This window comes from Cupriavidus sp. SZY C1, assembly GCF_032190535.1.
Lineage (GTDB): Bacteria > Pseudomonadota > Gammaproteobacteria > Burkholderiales > Burkholderiaceae > Cupriavidus > Cupriavidus pauculus_C.
This window is the reverse complement of sequence record NZ_JAUANU010000007.1, coordinates 48,140-62,748: the sequence shown is the minus strand read 5'-3', so window position 1 is coordinate 62,748 and position 14,609 is coordinate 48,140. Positions and strand designations below refer to the sequence as shown.

The 14,609-nt window shown below is 68.1% G+C and carries 19 protein-coding genes; 4 read left to right on the top strand and 15 right to left on the bottom strand.

Annotation, left to right across the window (positions count from 1 at the left end):
• Nucleotides 1-41: 41 nt before the first annotated feature.
• Nucleotides 42-698: a cytochrome C oxidase subunit I gene (locus tag QTN24_RS12935; protein WP_313837551.1), complete on the bottom strand. Its 657-nt coding sequence runs from the start codon at nucleotides 696-698 to the stop codon at nucleotides 42-44.
• A complete protein-coding gene (locus tag QTN24_RS12930) occupies nucleotides 695-1,501 on the bottom strand; it encodes an SURF1 family protein (RefSeq protein ID WP_313837549.1) in 807 nt (268 codons plus the stop codon). Before QTN24_RS12930 ends, QTN24_RS12935 begins: the two co-directional genes overlap by 4 nt.
• A gap of 57 nt (nucleotides 1,502-1,558) precedes the next feature.
• Between QTN24_RS12930 and QTN24_RS12925 the strand changes: the two genes are divergently transcribed.
• Nucleotides 1,559-1,768: a twin transmembrane helix small protein gene (locus QTN24_RS12925; protein WP_124682561.1), complete on the top strand. Its 210-nt coding sequence runs from the start codon at nucleotides 1,559-1,561 to the stop codon at nucleotides 1,766-1,768.
• 91 nt (nucleotides 1,769-1,859) lie between these two features.
• On the opposite strand, the gene QTN24_RS12920 is transcribed toward QTN24_RS12925, so the two are convergent.
• The 8 genes from QTN24_RS12920 to QTN24_RS12885 form a co-directional block, all read right to left on the bottom strand.
• Nucleotides 1,860-2,720, bottom strand: coding sequence for a cytochrome c oxidase subunit 3 (locus tag QTN24_RS12920; RefSeq protein ID WP_124682562.1), 861 nt, complete (start codon nucleotides 2,718-2,720; stop codon nucleotides 1,860-1,862).
• Nucleotides 2,721-2,816: 96 nt separating this feature from the next.
• A complete protein-coding gene (locus QTN24_RS12915; RefSeq protein WP_124682563.1) occupies nucleotides 2,817-3,032 on the bottom strand; it encodes a DUF2970 domain-containing protein in 216 nt (71 codons plus the stop codon).
• Between the two features lie 13 nt (nucleotides 3,033-3,045).
• Nucleotides 3,046-3,645, bottom strand: coding sequence for a cytochrome c oxidase assembly protein (locus QTN24_RS12910; protein ID WP_313837547.1), 600 nt, complete (start codon nucleotides 3,643-3,645; stop codon nucleotides 3,046-3,048).
• Between the two features lie 37 nt (nucleotides 3,646-3,682).
• Nucleotides 3,683-3,829: a cytochrome oxidase small assembly protein gene (locus QTN24_RS12905; protein WP_313837545.1), complete on the bottom strand. Its 147-nt coding sequence runs from the start codon at nucleotides 3,827-3,829 to the stop codon at nucleotides 3,683-3,685.
• Between the two features lie 57 nt (nucleotides 3,830-3,886).
• Nucleotides 3,887-5,497, bottom strand: coding sequence for a cytochrome c oxidase subunit I (gene ctaD / locus QTN24_RS12900; RefSeq protein WP_313837543.1), 1,611 nt, complete (start codon nucleotides 5,495-5,497; stop codon nucleotides 3,887-3,889).
• Nucleotides 5,498-5,539: 42 nt separating this feature from the next.
• Complete coding sequence (gene coxB, locus QTN24_RS12895; protein WP_124682566.1) at nucleotides 5,540-6,808, bottom strand: cytochrome c oxidase subunit II; 1,269 nt, start codon at nucleotides 6,806-6,808, stop codon at nucleotides 5,540-5,542.
• A complete protein-coding gene (locus tag QTN24_RS12890) occupies nucleotides 6,805-7,386 on the bottom strand; it encodes a DUF2244 domain-containing protein (protein WP_124684984.1) in 582 nt (193 codons plus the stop codon). Before QTN24_RS12890 ends, coxB begins: the two co-directional genes overlap by 4 nt.
• A gap of 262 nt (nucleotides 7,387-7,648) precedes the next feature.
• Nucleotides 7,649-8,587: a methyltransferase domain-containing protein gene (locus QTN24_RS12885; RefSeq protein WP_253699966.1), complete on the bottom strand. Its 939-nt coding sequence runs from the start codon at nucleotides 8,585-8,587 to the stop codon at nucleotides 7,649-7,651.
• On the opposite strand from QTN24_RS12885, the gene QTN24_RS12880 reads away from it, so the two are divergent.
• Complete coding sequence (locus QTN24_RS12880) at nucleotides 8,576-9,388, top strand: ComF family protein (RefSeq protein ID WP_313837539.1); 813 nt, start codon at nucleotides 8,576-8,578, stop codon at nucleotides 9,386-9,388. The genes QTN24_RS12885 and QTN24_RS12880 overlap by 12 nt on opposite strands.
• A gap of 52 nt (nucleotides 9,389-9,440) precedes the next feature.
• A complete protein-coding gene (gene trmL, locus QTN24_RS12875; protein ID WP_124682568.1) occupies nucleotides 9,441-9,911 on the top strand; it encodes a tRNA (uridine(34)/cytosine(34)/5-carboxymethylaminomethyluridine(34)-2'-O)-methyltransferase TrmL in 471 nt (156 codons plus the stop codon).
• Nucleotides 9,912-9,932: 21 nt separating this feature from the next.
• Here the strand turns inward: trmL and QTN24_RS12870 are convergent, their stop codons facing one another.
• The 5 genes from QTN24_RS12870 to QTN24_RS12850 form a co-directional block, all read right to left on the bottom strand.
• Nucleotides 9,933-10,913, bottom strand: a complete 981-nt coding sequence (locus QTN24_RS12870) for a tripartite tricarboxylate transporter substrate binding protein (protein WP_313837537.1) — start codon at nucleotides 10,911-10,913, stop codon at nucleotides 9,933-9,935.
• Nucleotides 10,914-10,989: 76 nt separating this feature from the next.
• On the bottom strand, nucleotides 10,990-12,015 hold the full coding sequence (locus tag QTN24_RS12865) for an NAD(P)H-dependent glycerol-3-phosphate dehydrogenase (RefSeq protein ID WP_313837536.1): 1,026 nt from the start codon (nucleotides 12,013-12,015) through the stop codon (nucleotides 10,990-10,992).
• 172 nt (nucleotides 12,016-12,187) lie between these two features.
• Nucleotides 12,188-12,706, bottom strand: coding sequence for a protein-export chaperone SecB (gene secB / locus QTN24_RS12860; protein ID WP_124682571.1), 519 nt, complete (start codon nucleotides 12,704-12,706; stop codon nucleotides 12,188-12,190).
• 191 nt (nucleotides 12,707-12,897) lie between these two features.
• Complete coding sequence (gene grxC / locus QTN24_RS12855) at nucleotides 12,898-13,155, bottom strand: glutaredoxin 3 (protein WP_124682572.1); 258 nt, start codon at nucleotides 13,153-13,155, stop codon at nucleotides 12,898-12,900.
• An 85-nt stretch (nucleotides 13,156-13,240) separates the two neighbouring features.
• A complete protein-coding gene (locus QTN24_RS12850; protein ID WP_313837532.1) occupies nucleotides 13,241-13,654 on the bottom strand; it encodes a rhodanese-like domain-containing protein in 414 nt (137 codons plus the stop codon).
• Between the two features lie 145 nt (nucleotides 13,655-13,799).
• Between QTN24_RS12850 and gpmA the strand changes: the two genes are divergently transcribed.
• Entirely contained in the window at nucleotides 13,800-14,546 is a 747-nt protein-coding gene (gene gpmA, locus QTN24_RS12845; RefSeq protein WP_313837530.1) for a 2,3-diphosphoglycerate-dependent phosphoglycerate mutase, read from the top strand.
• Nucleotides 14,547-14,609 lie beyond the last annotated feature (63 nt).

The following is a 14,609-nucleotide window of genomic DNA, read 5'->3' as shown; positions in this document are numbered from 1 at the left end:
GGTACAGCCAGGTCAGACAAAGGAATGGAGCGGTCGGCCCATCAGCCGATGCGGGAATACTTGAGCAGCTTCTTCAGGTCACCGCTCATCTTCTTGGGGTCGGGGTCCTTCGGCCAGCGCATCATCAGGTTGCCGAGCGGGTCGACCAGGTAGATCGTGTCCTCCACGCGCCCGTCGGGCGCCGCCGGCAGCCATTGCGCGATGGCGGCGCGGTCCATGCGCAGGAATCGCACGCCGGCATAGGGTTCGTTGTAGGCGTCGACGAGCCGGCCGTCCACGTTGCCGGCGTCCTGGATCAGCCAGACCGGCACGATCCGCTCGCGGCCCTCGCCCTGCCCGGCCCGGATCTGGCGCATCGTGAACAGCTTGCGCGCGCAGGCTTCGTCGCAGGCGGCGCCGTCGGTCATCAGCATCAGCCACTTGCCGCGCAGCGACGCCAGCGGCAGCGCGTCGCCGCGTTCGTCCACCAGTTGCACGGGCGGCATCGGGCGCTGCGGATCGACCAGCGCGCCGTAGTTGGTCGATCCGCCGGTCGGCTTGATCACGTAATAGGTGAAATACGAGAACAGCACCGGCGACGCGCAGACCAGCAGCAGCATCAGCATCTGCAGGCGGCCGCGGCGCGTGCGCGCGTCGATGCGGGGGTCGGGCGTGGCCGAGGGGTCGGGCTGCGACATGGGAGGCGTCTGTACGTTCATCGTTCGATCATTCGATTGGTGGGTCCGGCGTCGTTCTGCCGGCCTGCCTGCGGTTCATCCTGCCGGTCTTCGCGCCGGGCCCTGCGCCAGCCCAGCACCGCCACCAGCACCACGGTCAGCCCGGCCAGGCCGAACCACTGCGCGGCGTAGCCGAAGTGGCGGTCCGCGCCCAGGTCGGACGGCGCCCAGTCGCGCGCCAGGCCGTCCCCGGTGTCGGTGGCCTGCTGCACCACCACGGGCAGCAGCGGCGCCCCGATCTCGCCGCCAAACGCGGCAAGGTCGATATTCTGACGTATCTTGCGGCCGGCCTCGGCCGACGGGGCCTGGCCCAGGCTGTAGACGCGCGGCACGGCGGCCAGCGCGATGCCGGCCACCGACACCTCGCCCGCCGGCGTGGCGAACGGCGCGATGCGGGTGCGGTCCTGGGCGTCGCGCGGCAGCCATCCGCGCAGCACCAGCACGTGCCCGCCATCGGCCAGCCGCAGCGGCGTGAGGACCAGGAATCCCGCGCGGCTGTCGGTGCCGTTGCCGTGCGGGCGGTTGTCCAGCAGCACGGTGCGCGCCGCCTCGAACGTGCCGCGCGCCACCACGCGGCGGTCCACCAGCGCGCCGGCATCGGCCTGCCCGGCCCGCAGCGCCACCGGGGCCTGTGCGGCCAGCGTGGCCAGCCGCGCGGCGCGGTCGGTCTTCTCGTGGCCGCGGCGCAGCTGCCAGTTGCCCAGCGCGCAGGTCACGGCGATGACCACCAGCGCGGCCACCGTCGGCACCGGGCCCGGCGCGCGCCAGCGCCTGCGGGTCGTCACGGGTGTTCTCCGTGGGGCACGGTGCGATAATGGGCGCTCGCCGAAAAGAGCCCCCCCATGCGCTTCGTCATCATCGTCGCCTTCATCCTGATCATCGGCAGCCTGGCCTCCGCGCTGTTCTTCATGATGCGCGACCGCGGCCGCACCCCCAACATGATGCGCTCGCTGATGCTGCGCGTCGGCTTCTCGGTGGCGCTGTTCCTGTTCATCCTGTTCTCGCACTGGATGGGCTGGATCCAGAGCACCGGCATCCAGATGTCGCCCTGAGCCGGGCCCAAGAAAAAAGCGCCGCGAAGGATGGCTCCCGCGGCGCTTCTCGCTTGTCTTGCAACGCCGCCGTCGGGCGGCGGCCCCTGCATTACAACCAGTACACGACCACGTACAGCCCAAGCCAGACCACGTCCACGAAGTGCCAGTACCAGGCTGCGCCTTCGAACGCGAAGTGGTGGTCCGGCGTGAAATGGCCCTTGAGCACGCGGCCCAGCACCACGGCCAGCATGATGGCGCCCATCGTCACGTGGAAGCCGTGGAAGCCCGTGAGCAGGAAGAACGTCGAACCATAGACCCCCGACGTGAGCTTCAGGTTCAGCTCTTGGTAGGCGTGCATGTATTCGTAGACCTGCAGGCACATGAACAGCGCGCCCAGCAGGATCGTCAGCACCAGGCCCTGGATCACCTGGTTGCGCTTGCCGGCCAGCAGCGCGTGGTGCGCCCAGGTCAGCGTCACGCCCGAGGTCAGCAGCAGCGCCGTGTTGATCGTCGGGATCGGCCACGGGCCCATGGTCTGGAACGACTCCACGGTGCCGGCCGGGCCGGTGTGGGGCCACACGGCCGCGAAATCCGGCCAGATGATCTTGTTGTTCAGGTCGCCCAGCCACGGCATGGCGATGGTGCGGGCGTAGAACAGCGCGCCGAAGAATGCCGCGAAGAACATCACCTCGGAGAAGATGAACCAGCCCATCGACCAGCGGAACGACACGTCGATGTTCTTGCCGTACAGCCCGCCCTCGGACTCGCCGATGGCGTCGCCGAACCAGCTCTTGAGCACGAACAGGAACCAGATCAGGCCGAAGCCGCAGACATACGGCGCCCACGGCTGCCCGTTGACCCAGCCGGCGGCTCCCGCACCGGTCAGCAGCAGCCCGAACGCCGCCGTGATCGGATGGCGCGACGGGCCCGGCACGAAGTAGTACGGGGCGTTTGCGCGATTCGCACTCATTCTTCTATCTCCAGCTCAAAGTCTCGATTCATGTTATCCGCCCGTCCGACCCCGACATCTGGCCGGCGGCGTGCTCGCTTTGTATCTGCTGCCCTGCTATGCCTGGCTGACCACGGCGCGCACGATGACGATCAGCACCGCCACGAACACTGCCGCCGCCATCAGCCCGGCGATGATCACGTGCACCGGGTTCAGGCGCGCCATGTCCGATTCATGCTCCGACCCCTTGCGTAGCCCGATGAACGACCACAGCACCGCCCGCACCGTCTGTGCGAACGACGCCTTGCGGTGCACCGGATCGTCCGTCGCCATGGCCCGGCCTCCCTCAGCCGCCCTGGGCCGCCGCCGCGGCGCCGGCTTCCGGGGCCTGTGCCACCGGCGTGCCGATCTCGAAGAACGTGTACGAAAGCGTGATGTTCTTCACGTCCTTCGGCAGCTTCGGATCGATCACGAAGACCACCGGCATCTCGCGCGCCTCGTTCGCCTTCAGCGTCTGCTGCTTGAAGCAGAAGCACTCCACCTTCCGAAAGTACTCCGTGGCCTGCTTGGGCGCGTAGCTCGGGATCGCCTGCGCCGAGATGTCGCGCGGCTGGCCGTTCGCCACCTCGTAGACAATCGTCGTCAGCTCGCCAGGGTGCACTTCCATCGAATGCCTGACCGGCCGGAACGCAAACGGCCCGCGCGTGTTCGAATCGAACTCCACGGTGATCGTGCGGCTACGGTCCACCTGCGTGTTGCGCACGGCGTTGCTGGCGCCGTACAGGTCGCGCGTGGTCACCACGTTGATGCCGGTGAGGTCGCAGATGGCCCGGTACAGCGGCACCAGCGCGTAGCCAAAGCCGAACATCAGCGTGACCACCACCAGCAGCCGCATCAGCATGCCGCGGTTGAACCGCTTCTCCAGGGCCTTGTCCTGCGCTTGCACGGCGTTGTCTCCGGTCTTGTCCGTCTTGCTGCTCGGGTCAGCCGCCAAGGAACTTCATCTTGGCCACGAATCCCAGGAAGAAGACCATCACGATGGACAGCAGGATCCAGCCCAGGCGCCGGTTGGCGGCTTTCTGGCTGGCTTCGCGTGCCTGCTGCGATGGGCTTTTTGCTGAGGGCTGCATGTCTTTCTGTCTCGATGCGGCCGGACGCCCGCGGGCATCCGACCTCGTCACTGCGGATTACTTCACCACCGGGGGTTCCTCGAAGGTGTGGAACGGGGCCGGCGACGGCACGGTCCATTCCAGCCCTTCGGCGCCATCCCACGGCTTGTCGCCGGCGGCCACGCCACCGCGGTACGACGGCAGCACCACGGCAAAGAAGAAGTACACCTGCATCAGCCCAAAGCCCAGCGCGCCCAGCGAGGCCACGGCGTTGAAGTCCGTGAACTGCGTCGGGTAGTCCGCGTAGCGGCGCGGCATGCCGGCCAGGCCCAGGAAGTGCATCGGGAAGAAGGTCACGTTGAAGAAGATCAGCGAGCCCCAGAAGTGGATCTTGCCGCGCATCTCGTCATACATGAACCCGCTCCACTTCGGGCCCCAGTAGTAGAAGCCCGCGAACAGCGCGAACAGCGAGCCCGCCACCAGCACGTAGTGGAAGTGCGCCACGATGAAGTAGGTGTCCTGCAGCTGGATGTCGATCGGCGCCACGGCCGGCATCAGGCCCGTGAAGCCGCCAATCGTGAACACGAAGATGAAGCCGATGGCGAACAGCATCGGCGTCTCGAACGTCATCGAGCCGCGCCACATGGTGGCGATCCAGTTGAAGATCTTCACGGCCGTGGGCACCGCGATCAGCATCGTCGCGTACATGAAGAAGAGCTGGCCCGTCACCGGCATGCCCGTGGTGAACATGTGGTGGGCCCAGACGATGAACGACAGGATCGCGATCGACGCCGTGGCGTACACCATCGAGCTGTAGCCGAACAGGCGCTTGCGCGCGAACGCCGGCACGACGTGCGAAATGATGCCGAACGCCGGCAGGATCATGATGTACACCTCGGGGTGCCCGAAGAACCAGAAGATGTGCTGGTACATCACCGGGTCGCCGCCGCCGGCCGCCGAGAAGAAGCTCGTGCCGAAGTGGCGGTCGGTCAGCACCATCGTGATGGCGCCAGCCAGCACCGGCATCACGGCGATCAGCAGGTACGCCGTGATCAGCCACGTCCAGCAGAACATTGGCATCTTCATCAGCGTCATGCCCGGGGCGCGCATGTTGAGGATGGTCACGATGATGTTGATCGAGCCCATGATCGACGACGCGCCCATGATGTGCATGGCGAAGATGGCCATGTCCATGCCCGGGCCCATCTGCACCGACAGCGGCGCGTAGAGCGTCCAGCCCGCGGCGGTGGCGCCGCCCGGCACGAAGAACGAGCCCACCAGCAGCAGCGCGGCCGGCGGCATCAGCCAGAAGCTGAAGTTGTTCATCCGTGCGAAGGCCATGTCCGAGGCGCCGATCTGCAGCGGGATCATCCAGTTCGCAAAGCCCACGAACGCCGGCATGATCGCGCCGAACACCATGATCAGGCCGTGCATCGTGGTGAACTGGTTGAACAGTTCGGGGCGGAAGAACTGCAGGCCCGGCTCGAACAGCTCCAGGCGGATCAGCAGCGCAAGCACGCCGCCCGACAGCAGCATCGTGAACGAGAACAGCAGGTACAGCGTGCCGATGTCCTTGTGGTTGGTCGCGAACAGCCAGCGGCGCCAGCCATGCGGGTGATCGTGCGCATGGTCATGATCGTGCGCGTGGTCGTGCGGATGGCCCAGTGTCTCCGGGGTAGCGGTACTCATCGCAATGACTCCATCAATTCCTGAATGCGGGGCTGCCGCGGGTCAGCCCGCGACGCGGTTGCCCGCGAGGCTGGCCTGCTTGTCGTTGGACGTGGCCGGCTTGCCGGCCTTGGGGGCCGCGTCGCCAGCGCCGGCTTGCGCGCCGCCGCCCTCGGGGAACTTGCCCGCGCGAGCGTTCACGAAGTCCGCCGGCTGGATCACTTCACCGGTCTTGTTGCTCCAGCTGTTGCGGGTGTAGGTCATCACGGCCGCCAGCTCGGTATCCGAGAGCTGCTTCCACGACGGCATGCCACCCTTGCCTTCCAGCAGGACGTGCATCTGGCCGGCCTTCGGGCCGGTGACGACCTTGGAGCCGTCCAGCGCCGGGAACGCGCCCGCGCCCTTGCCGTTGGGCTGATGGCAGACCGCGCAGTTGGCCGCGTAGACCTTCTCGCCGCGCACCTTGATCTCGTCCATCGTCCAGGTCTTGTTGGGATCGTCGGCGGCCGCGGCCATCAGCTTCTTGCGGTCGTCCACCCACTTGGTGTACTCGGCGTCCGAGACCACGCGCACCACGATCGGCATGAACGCGTGTTCCTTGCCGCACAGCTCGGCGCACTGGCCGCGGTAGATGCCGGTCTTCTCGGCCCGGAACCACGTGTCGCGCACAAAGCCGGGGATGGCGTCCTGCTTGACGCCGAAGGCCGGGATCATCCAGGCGTGGATCACGTCGTTGGCCGTGGTGACGATGCGGATCTTCTTGTTGACCGGCACCACCAGCTCGTTGTCCACCTCCATCAGGTAGGTGTTCGACTTTTCCTGCTGGTTGTTGATCTGCTCGCGCGGCGTGGTCAGCGTGGAGACGAACGAGATGCCCTCGCCCGGCCCCTTCAGGTAGTCGTAGCCCCACTTCCACTGGTAGCCGGTGGCCTTGATCGTGATGTCCGAGTTGGTGGTGTCCTTCATCGCCACCACGGTCTTGGTGGCGGGCAGCGCCATCGCGATCACGATCAGGAACGGCACGATGGTCCAGACCACTTCCACGGTGATGCTTTCGTGGAACGAGGCCGACTTCGCGCCCTTGCTCTTGCGGTGCTTGAAGATGGAATAGAACATCACGCTGAACACCGCGATGAAGATCACGGTGCAGATGATCAGCATCATCCAGTTCAGCCAATGAATCTGTTCGGCGATTTTTGTAACGGGTTCGGTCAGGTTGAGCTGTCGGACGGCGGGGCCGCCCGGCATGTCACTGACCGCGGAGGCCGCCTGGCTGACAAGCAGGGACGCGCCTGCCAGACATGCTGCGGATGCCTTCTTCCACATTTTCATTGTTTATCTACCCAATTTACAGATTCAAATCTGTCCCCGCCCTGCCCTGCCCGGCGTCCGGGATGGACGCCATGCAGGGCCGCCGCGAGTTCCTGCGCGAACTTGCGCCGCCGGTACGGGTCCAGATACGACCCCACCCGCACGGTGCGCCTGTCCGACCGCAGAACCACGAGCGCCCGGAACGATTCACCCAGTTCAATCCGCACCCACTGTGGATTGAAGACTTCCCGCGTGACCCGACTGGCGCTGGCTGTCTCCACGACCAGCATGCCGTCGGTCACACTCACGCGTTCATAATCCGTCGCATGGCGCGCATACGCCAGCAGGGCAATCCCCAGCCCGGCCAGTTCCAGGCCGGCGAACGGCAGCACGAGCCAGGCCCCTAGCCACACGGCCATCAGCGCCGATATGGCAATCGAGAAACATGCGATGGAGAAGTAGAACCAGCCAACCTGGCGTGGGGAAAGCGAACAATTCCGCTTCATCAGCCAGTCGATATCCGGCAAGGGGGTGCGTCCGTCGAGATTTCCGCCGGAGTCACCTACTGCCGTCTGGAATGCGATACCCAAGTCTTGCATCGCCAACCACTCTGCATCGGATGCACACCCGGGACGAAATCCGCCTCAGGGGAGCACGTGCGAAGTGCATGCCGGGGCGTTCTTGTGCCAGGGGACCACTGCGACAAACCGGCCCATTATATGGCGCTTCGCATACCTGAACAACATAGGATTTGACCGAAGTGCTTGCGCTGTTCAAGTATTTGTGCATGACCTTCAAGCCCCCGATAGGCAACACAAACGATGCGGCCCGATTGTCGGGCGACCGGACTGCCCGCGCGCGTCAGCGGCGCGGCGGGGTGCGGCCGATCCTGTCGACCGGGATGATGGCGCGGCCCTGATCGTCGGTTGCCTGCTTGCCGCGCGCCGGAATCTTCCAGGCATGGCCGTAGACAATCTCGAACGTCAACGGGATCACGCCATCCGGGTTACGTAGCCGGTCCAGCGCGGCCAGCACGGCGCGGTGCCAGCGGCGCCCGCGCAGGCCGGCGGCGCCCGGGCGGCGCATGCCGCCGAACGCCTGCACCTCGCGCAGCAGCTTCTCGGGCGTCTCGTAGGTGATGGTCAGCGTTTCCATGTCCATGACCGGCGTGGACCAGCCGCTGTGCACGAGCATGTCGCCAATGTCGTGCATGTCGACGAAGCGCAGCGTATGGGCGTCCAGGTCCACCTCGGCAAACGCGGCGCGCAGCTCCTTGAGCGTGTCCGGGCCGAACAGAGAGAACATGACCAGCCCGTCGTCGGCGCTCACGCGGTGCCATTCCGGAAAGACGCGATGGGGCTCGGGATGCCAGTGCAGCGCCAGGTTCGACCAGAGCAGGTCGAAGCTGGCCGGCGCGAACGGCAGTGTGGCAAGATCGCCCTGCACCAGGTCGAACATCGGGCGCTTGCCCAGCAGGCGGCCGATCCAGCCTGGCCGGCGCTGCGGGTCGCGCTGGCCGGCCTGTTGCAGCATGGCGCCGGAGATGTCCAGGCCGGCGATCTGCGCGTCGGGAAACCGCGCGCGCAAGCCCGCCAGGCCCTGGCCGTGGCCGCAGCCGATATCGAGCGCACGCCGCGGCGCCAGCCGGACCACTTCCATCCGCTCCTGCATGCGCTGGCCAATCTCGCCCAGCAGGAAATCGAGCTGGCCGAAGCGCGGGCTACGGCGGTCGAACGCAAGCCGGGTCAGCCGCGCGGGCGGCAACCAGGCATCAGGAGAATCGGTGGCATGCAGGGACACGGACGGACAGGGCAGCAAGGGTCGGATCGGCAGGTGCGGCAAAGTGCCGCACCATCGGGCGCCACGCGGGGCGGGCCGCCGGAAGTATACGCGCCGGGGCTCCCGCGCGCCCGAAGGGTCTTTGCCCGGCATGCGGCCCACCTGTGGCGCGCGCTGCTGCCATCGGCCTGCCTGGCCTGCACGGCCGTGCAGCGCGACGTGGTCTGCGCCGCTTGCGCCGCCCGCCTGCTGCAGCCCGTGCCGCGCTGCCCCCGCTGCGCCACGCCGCACAGCCACGGCCCGTGCGGCCAGTGCGCCGACGACGATCCCATCGACGCGACGCTGACGCTGGGCGACTACACCGCGCCGTTCGACCGGTTGATCCTGCAGTTGAAGTTCGGCGGCCAGTTGCCCGCCGCCGCGTGGCTGGCCGAGCGGCTGGCCCACGCCATGCGCGACCACGCCCGGCCCGACCTGCTGGTCCCGATTCCGCTGTCGGCGTCGCGCCTGGCAGAACGCGGCTTCAACCAGGCGTGGGAAATTGGCCGGCCACTGGCGCGGCGGCTGGGCGTGCCGGCGTCACCGTCGATGCTGTGGCGCCTTCGCGATACCGCCAGCCAGCGCACGCTCGACCTGCCCGCACGTCTGGCCAACCTGCGGCAGGCGTTCTCGGTCAGCCCCGCGGCCCGGCTGGACGGGCTGCACATCGCCCTGGTCGACGACGTGATGACCACCGGCGCCACGCTGCGCGAGGCCGCGCGCGCCCTGAAGGCCCACGGCGCCGCCCGCGTCACGGCCGTGGCGGCGCTGCGCACACCGTGACACGGCGCGGCGCCCGCGGTAAGCTGCGGACCGGTTTTTTGCAGGCCATCCCATGTTCCACGTCGTCCTTGTCGAACCCGAAATCCCGCCGAACACCGGCAATGTGATCCGACTGTGCGCCAACACCGGCGCGCAGCTTCACCTGGTCAAGCCGCTCGGGTTTCCGCTGGAAGACGCCCGGATGCGGCGCGCCGGCCTGGACTATCACGAGTACGCGACCATGCGCGTGCACGATAGCTGGGACGCGCTGATGGCCGCCGAGCAGCCCGACCCCGCGCGGATGTTCGCGCTGACCACGCACGGCTCCACGCCGTTCGGCGAGGTCAGCTTCCAGCCTGGCGACTGGTTCGTGTTCGGATCGGAAACACGCGGCCTGGCACCCGAGCGCCGCGAGTGGTTTCCCGCCGCGCAGCGCATCCGCCTGCCGATGCGCCCCAACAACCGCAGCCTCAACCTGTCCAACACGGTCGCCGTGGTGGTGTTCGAGGCCTGGCGCCAGCACGGCTTCGCGGGCGGCGCCTGAGCCGGCCCGCCCCGCCGGCCGTCAGTCCTCCGGCTGTACGTTGGCCGCGCGAATCACCTTGTCCCACCGCGCCTTCTCGGTGACCATGGTCTGCCGCAGCGATGCCGGCGCCGTGCCGGCCGGCACGAAATACTGCGCGCGCATCCGCTCCCGCACGTCGTCGCTGCCGATGATCCGCACCAGTTCGCGGTAAAGCCGGTCGACGATCGGCGCAGGCGTGCCGGCCGGCGCCAGGATTGCCTGCCACGAGATGGCCTCGAAGCCCGGATAGCCCGATTCCGCCACGGTCGGCACCGACGGCAGCACGCCCGTGCGCCCCGCCGACGTCACCGCCAGCACACGCAGCTTGCCGGCCGTCACCATCGGCATGGCAATGGCCGGCACCATGAACCCGGCCTGCACCTGCCCGCCAACCATCGCCGTCGTGATCTGCGGAAAACCGGCATACGGCACGTGCTGCAGGTCGATGCCAGCCGCCGCCTTCAGCTGCTCCATCGCCAGATGGGCCGCGCTGCCGTTGCCCACCGAGCCATAGTTCAGCACGCCCGGCCGCGCCTTCGCCAGCGCCACGAACTCGCGCAGCGTGTGGGCGGGCAGCCGGGCATCGACCACCAGCACGTTCGGCGACGTGGCCACCAGCGTCACCGGCGCCAACTGCTTCATCGGGTCGTAGCTCAGGTGCCGGTACAGCGACGGCGCCGTCACCAGCGGGCCGTTGATCGTGAACAGCAGCGTGTAGCCGTCGGGCGCCGCCTTGGCGACGAGCCCGGTGCCGATGTTGCCGCCCGCGCCGGGCCGGTTTTCCACGACCACCGGCTGGCCGAGCACGGCCGCCAGCTTCTCCGTGACGATCCGCGCGATCAGGTCCGGCGACGATCCCGCCGGGAACGGCACGACCATGCGGATCGGACGGGCCGGCCACGCGGCATCGGCAAAGGCGGGCAGCGAAGCGGTGGCGGCGGTGGCCGCGAGAATGCGAAGGGCCTGACGGCGACTGGCCATGATGGTCGGCTTGGACAAGGGCAGGAAAAGGGCAGGAAAAGGACGGCCGGCGCGGCACGCCGGCGTGGCGGTATGGCTATTCGTCGCGCGCGTCGCGCTGCAGCAGCCGCGCCACCGCATCGGCAACGGGCAGGCCGTCGAACAGCACGGCGCAGACCGCGCGGGTGATCGGCATCTCCACGCCATGCCGCGCCGCCAGCGCCGCCACGGCCTGGGCGCAGCGCACGCCCTCGGCCACGTGGCCCAGGTCGTGCAGGATCTGGTCAAGCGTGCGGCCCGTGGCCAGTTGCTGGCCGACGCGCCGGTTGCGCGACAGGTCGCCGGTGGCGGTCAGGATCAGGTCGCCCATGCCGGCCAGGCCCATGAACGTCTCGGTGCGTCCGCCCAGCGCCAGACCCAGCCGCGTCATCTCGGCCAGCCCGCGCGTGACCAGCGCGGCGCGGGCGTTGAGCCCCAGGCCCAGCCCGTCGCTGGCGCCCGTGGCGATGGCCAGCACGTTCTTCACCGCGCCGCCCACTTCCACGCCGATCAAGTCGTCGCTGCCATAGATCCGCATCGCATGATGGTGGAAGGCCAGTTGCGCCAGATCGGTCAGGTCGTGCGTGGTGCCCGCCACCGTCAGCGCGCAGGGCAGCCCCTGGGCGACTTCCCGGGCGAAGCTGGGCCCGGTCAGCACGCCGTAGCGGACGTCGTCGGCAGCGCCGCCCAGCGCGTCCAGTTCCTCGCGCACCATCTGGTGCGGCAGCGCGTGGGTGTCGGCCTCGAAGCCCTTGCACAGCCAGAGCATCGCCAGCGGCCCCTTGCGGCGCCCGGCCAGCCGCCGCGTCATCTCGCGCAGGCCGGACACCGGCGTGGCCACCACGATCAACCCCTGCGGATCGCCGAGCGCGTGGTCGACGGCCGCGCCGAAGTCGGGCTGGCACGCCAGCCGGGGCGACAGCGTCACGCCCGGCAGGTACGCGGCATTGGTGCCAGTGGCGGCCAGGGCGGCAAGCTGGTCCGCGTCGCGGCCCCACAGCACCACGTCATGCCGGCTGTCGGAAGCGGCGTGGCTGGCCAGGGCGGTGCCCCATGCGCCGGCGCCCAGGATGGTCAGTTTCATGGCAGGTCCGAGGGATGGGTGGATGGGTGGAAGGTCCGATGAAGGCGCGGTGTGCCCGAAGGTGTGCCCGCACGTGTGCCGGAAGTATGGACGCCCGCCGGCCACATCGGAAATCAGAAAACGGAAACGGGGCCGCAGCCCCGTTTTTCAGCAGATCCGGCCGCGGCGCGGATCAGTGGCGCGCCTGGCTGCCGTCCGGCAGCACGATGCCCGACTCGCCGGCCTGGCCCTGCGCTTCTTCCATCGCGGCCTGCAGGCGTTGCTCGTACAGCGCCTGGAAGTTGATTTCCGACAGGTGGATCGCCTGGAAGCCGGCGCGCGTGATCACGTCGGCGATGTTGCCGCGCAGGTACGGGTACAGGATGGTTGGGCAGGCAATGCCCAGCAGCGGGTCCAGCTGTTCGGCCGGCACGTTGCGGATGTCGAAGATGCCGGCCTGGTGTGCTTCCACCAGGAACGCCACCTTGTCCTGCACCTTGGTCGTCACGGTGCCCGTCACCACCACCTCGAAGATGCCTTCCTGCAGCTGGGCGGCACCCACGTTGACCTGCACTTCCACCGACGGGGCTTCCGATTCCAGGAAGATGGCCGGGGAGTTCGGCTGTTCGAGCGACATGTCCTTCAGGTACACGCGCTGGATGTTGAAGAAGGGCTGGTCGTCCTGCTGGGTGGCTTGTTGCTGGTCGCTCATGAAAGGCTTCCGGATGGATCGGTTTGGGCGCGCTGCGCCATGCGCCGCCAGGTGCCGGGGCCCCCGTGGCGGTCTGGAAAGCGCATATGGTACATGACGCCGATGGCGAATTCACCGTTCGGCGGCGGAATCAGAATCGTCCCATGGCGGGACCCGGCCCGGCGGCGCGGGGCGGGCCGTCCGGTGGCGCCTCAGGCGGCCAGCAGCGGCACCAGGCCGCCCTGGCGGTCCAGCGCCGAGAGGTCGTCGAAGCCGCCCACGTGGGTGTCGTCGATATAGATCTGCGGCACGGTGCGACGACCCGTACGGGTCATCATTTCCTCGCGCTTGCCGGGCTCGCGGTCGATCAGGATCTTCTCGATCGTCTCGACGCCGCGCTGCTTGAGCAGGCGCTCGGCCATCTGGCAATAGGGACACACTACCGTGCTGTACATGACGACGCGGGCCATGCGGAATCTCCTTGACTGCAAAAAGCCGCGGCGCGGCACCGCCCAGGGCAGTGCCGCGCCGCGCGCTGCATGTTGAATGGGGCTGTTACTTGATGACCGGCAGGCCGGCCTGCTGCCAGGCAGCCATGCCGCCTTCCAGCGCATAGACCTCACTGTAACCGGCTTCCTTGAGCGCTGCTTGGGCCTTGCCCGAGCGCTGGCCGGTCTGGCAGATGACGATGATGGGGGTCGCCTTGTCCTTTGCAAGGCCGGGGGCGCGGCCGGCAATGTCGGCCAGCGGCGCGCTCTTTGCCTGCGGCAGGTGGCCCTTGGCGAACTCGGCCGCGTCGCGTACGTCGACGACCACGGCGTTGCGCCGGTTGATGAGCTGCGTGGCCGCAGCCGTGTTGACGCGCTTGCCGCCCGTACCGGCCTTGATTTGCGGCCAGGCCAGCAGGCCGCCCGAGACCACGGCGATCGCGATCAGGGCCAGGTTGTTGTAATCGGCGAAGAAATTCACGTTGGCATTCCGTTGGGTTGGGTCGGCGGCATTATAAAATACGCGGTTTCGCGCCAGCGCCGATTATTTCGGGCGGCGCCTGCCACGCCCGGCGTGACGCCGGCGCCGCGCGCCGCAGCTTACTCACTACCCTGGAAGCAGCAGCATGTACAAGCTCGTTCTCATCCGCCACGGCGAATCGACGTGGAACCTCGAAAACCGCTTCACGGGCTGGGTCGACGTCGACCTGACCGACACCGGCGTGGCCCAGGCCCGCCAGGGCGGCCAGCTGCTCAAGGAAGCCGGCTTCGCCTTCGACGTGGCCTACACGTCGGTGCTCAAGCGCGCCATCCGCACGCTCTGGCATGTGCAGGACGAAATGGACCTGATGTGGATTCCGGTGCGCAACGAATGGCGCCTGAACGAGCGCCACTACGGCGCGCTGGCCGGCCTGAACAAGGCCGAGACGGCGAAGAAGTACGGCGACGACCAGGTGCTGGTGTGGCGCCGCAGCTACGACACCCCGCCCCCGGCGCTGGAGCCCACCGACGAGCGCGCGTCGTACAACGATCCGCGCTACGCCAATGTGCCGCGCGAGCAGCTGCCGCTGACCGAATGCCTGAAGGACACGGTGGCCCGCGTGCTGCCGCTGTGGAACGAATCGATCGCTCCCGACATCAAAGCCGGGAAGCGCGTGGTGATTGCCGCCCATGGCAACAGCATCCGCGCGCTGGTGAAGTACCTGGACCAGATCTCGGATGACGATATCGTCGGCCTCAACATCCCCAATGGCACCCCGCTCGTCTACGAGCTGGACGCCGACCTGCGCCCGCTGCGCCATTACTACCTGGGCGACCAGGACGCCATCGCCGCGTCGCTGGCCGCCGTGGCCAACCAGGGCAAGGCCCGCTGAGGCACCGTGCGCGGCCGTGCCGTCCCGCCCGGCCCCCGGGTAGGCGCGGCCCGGCCATGTGTG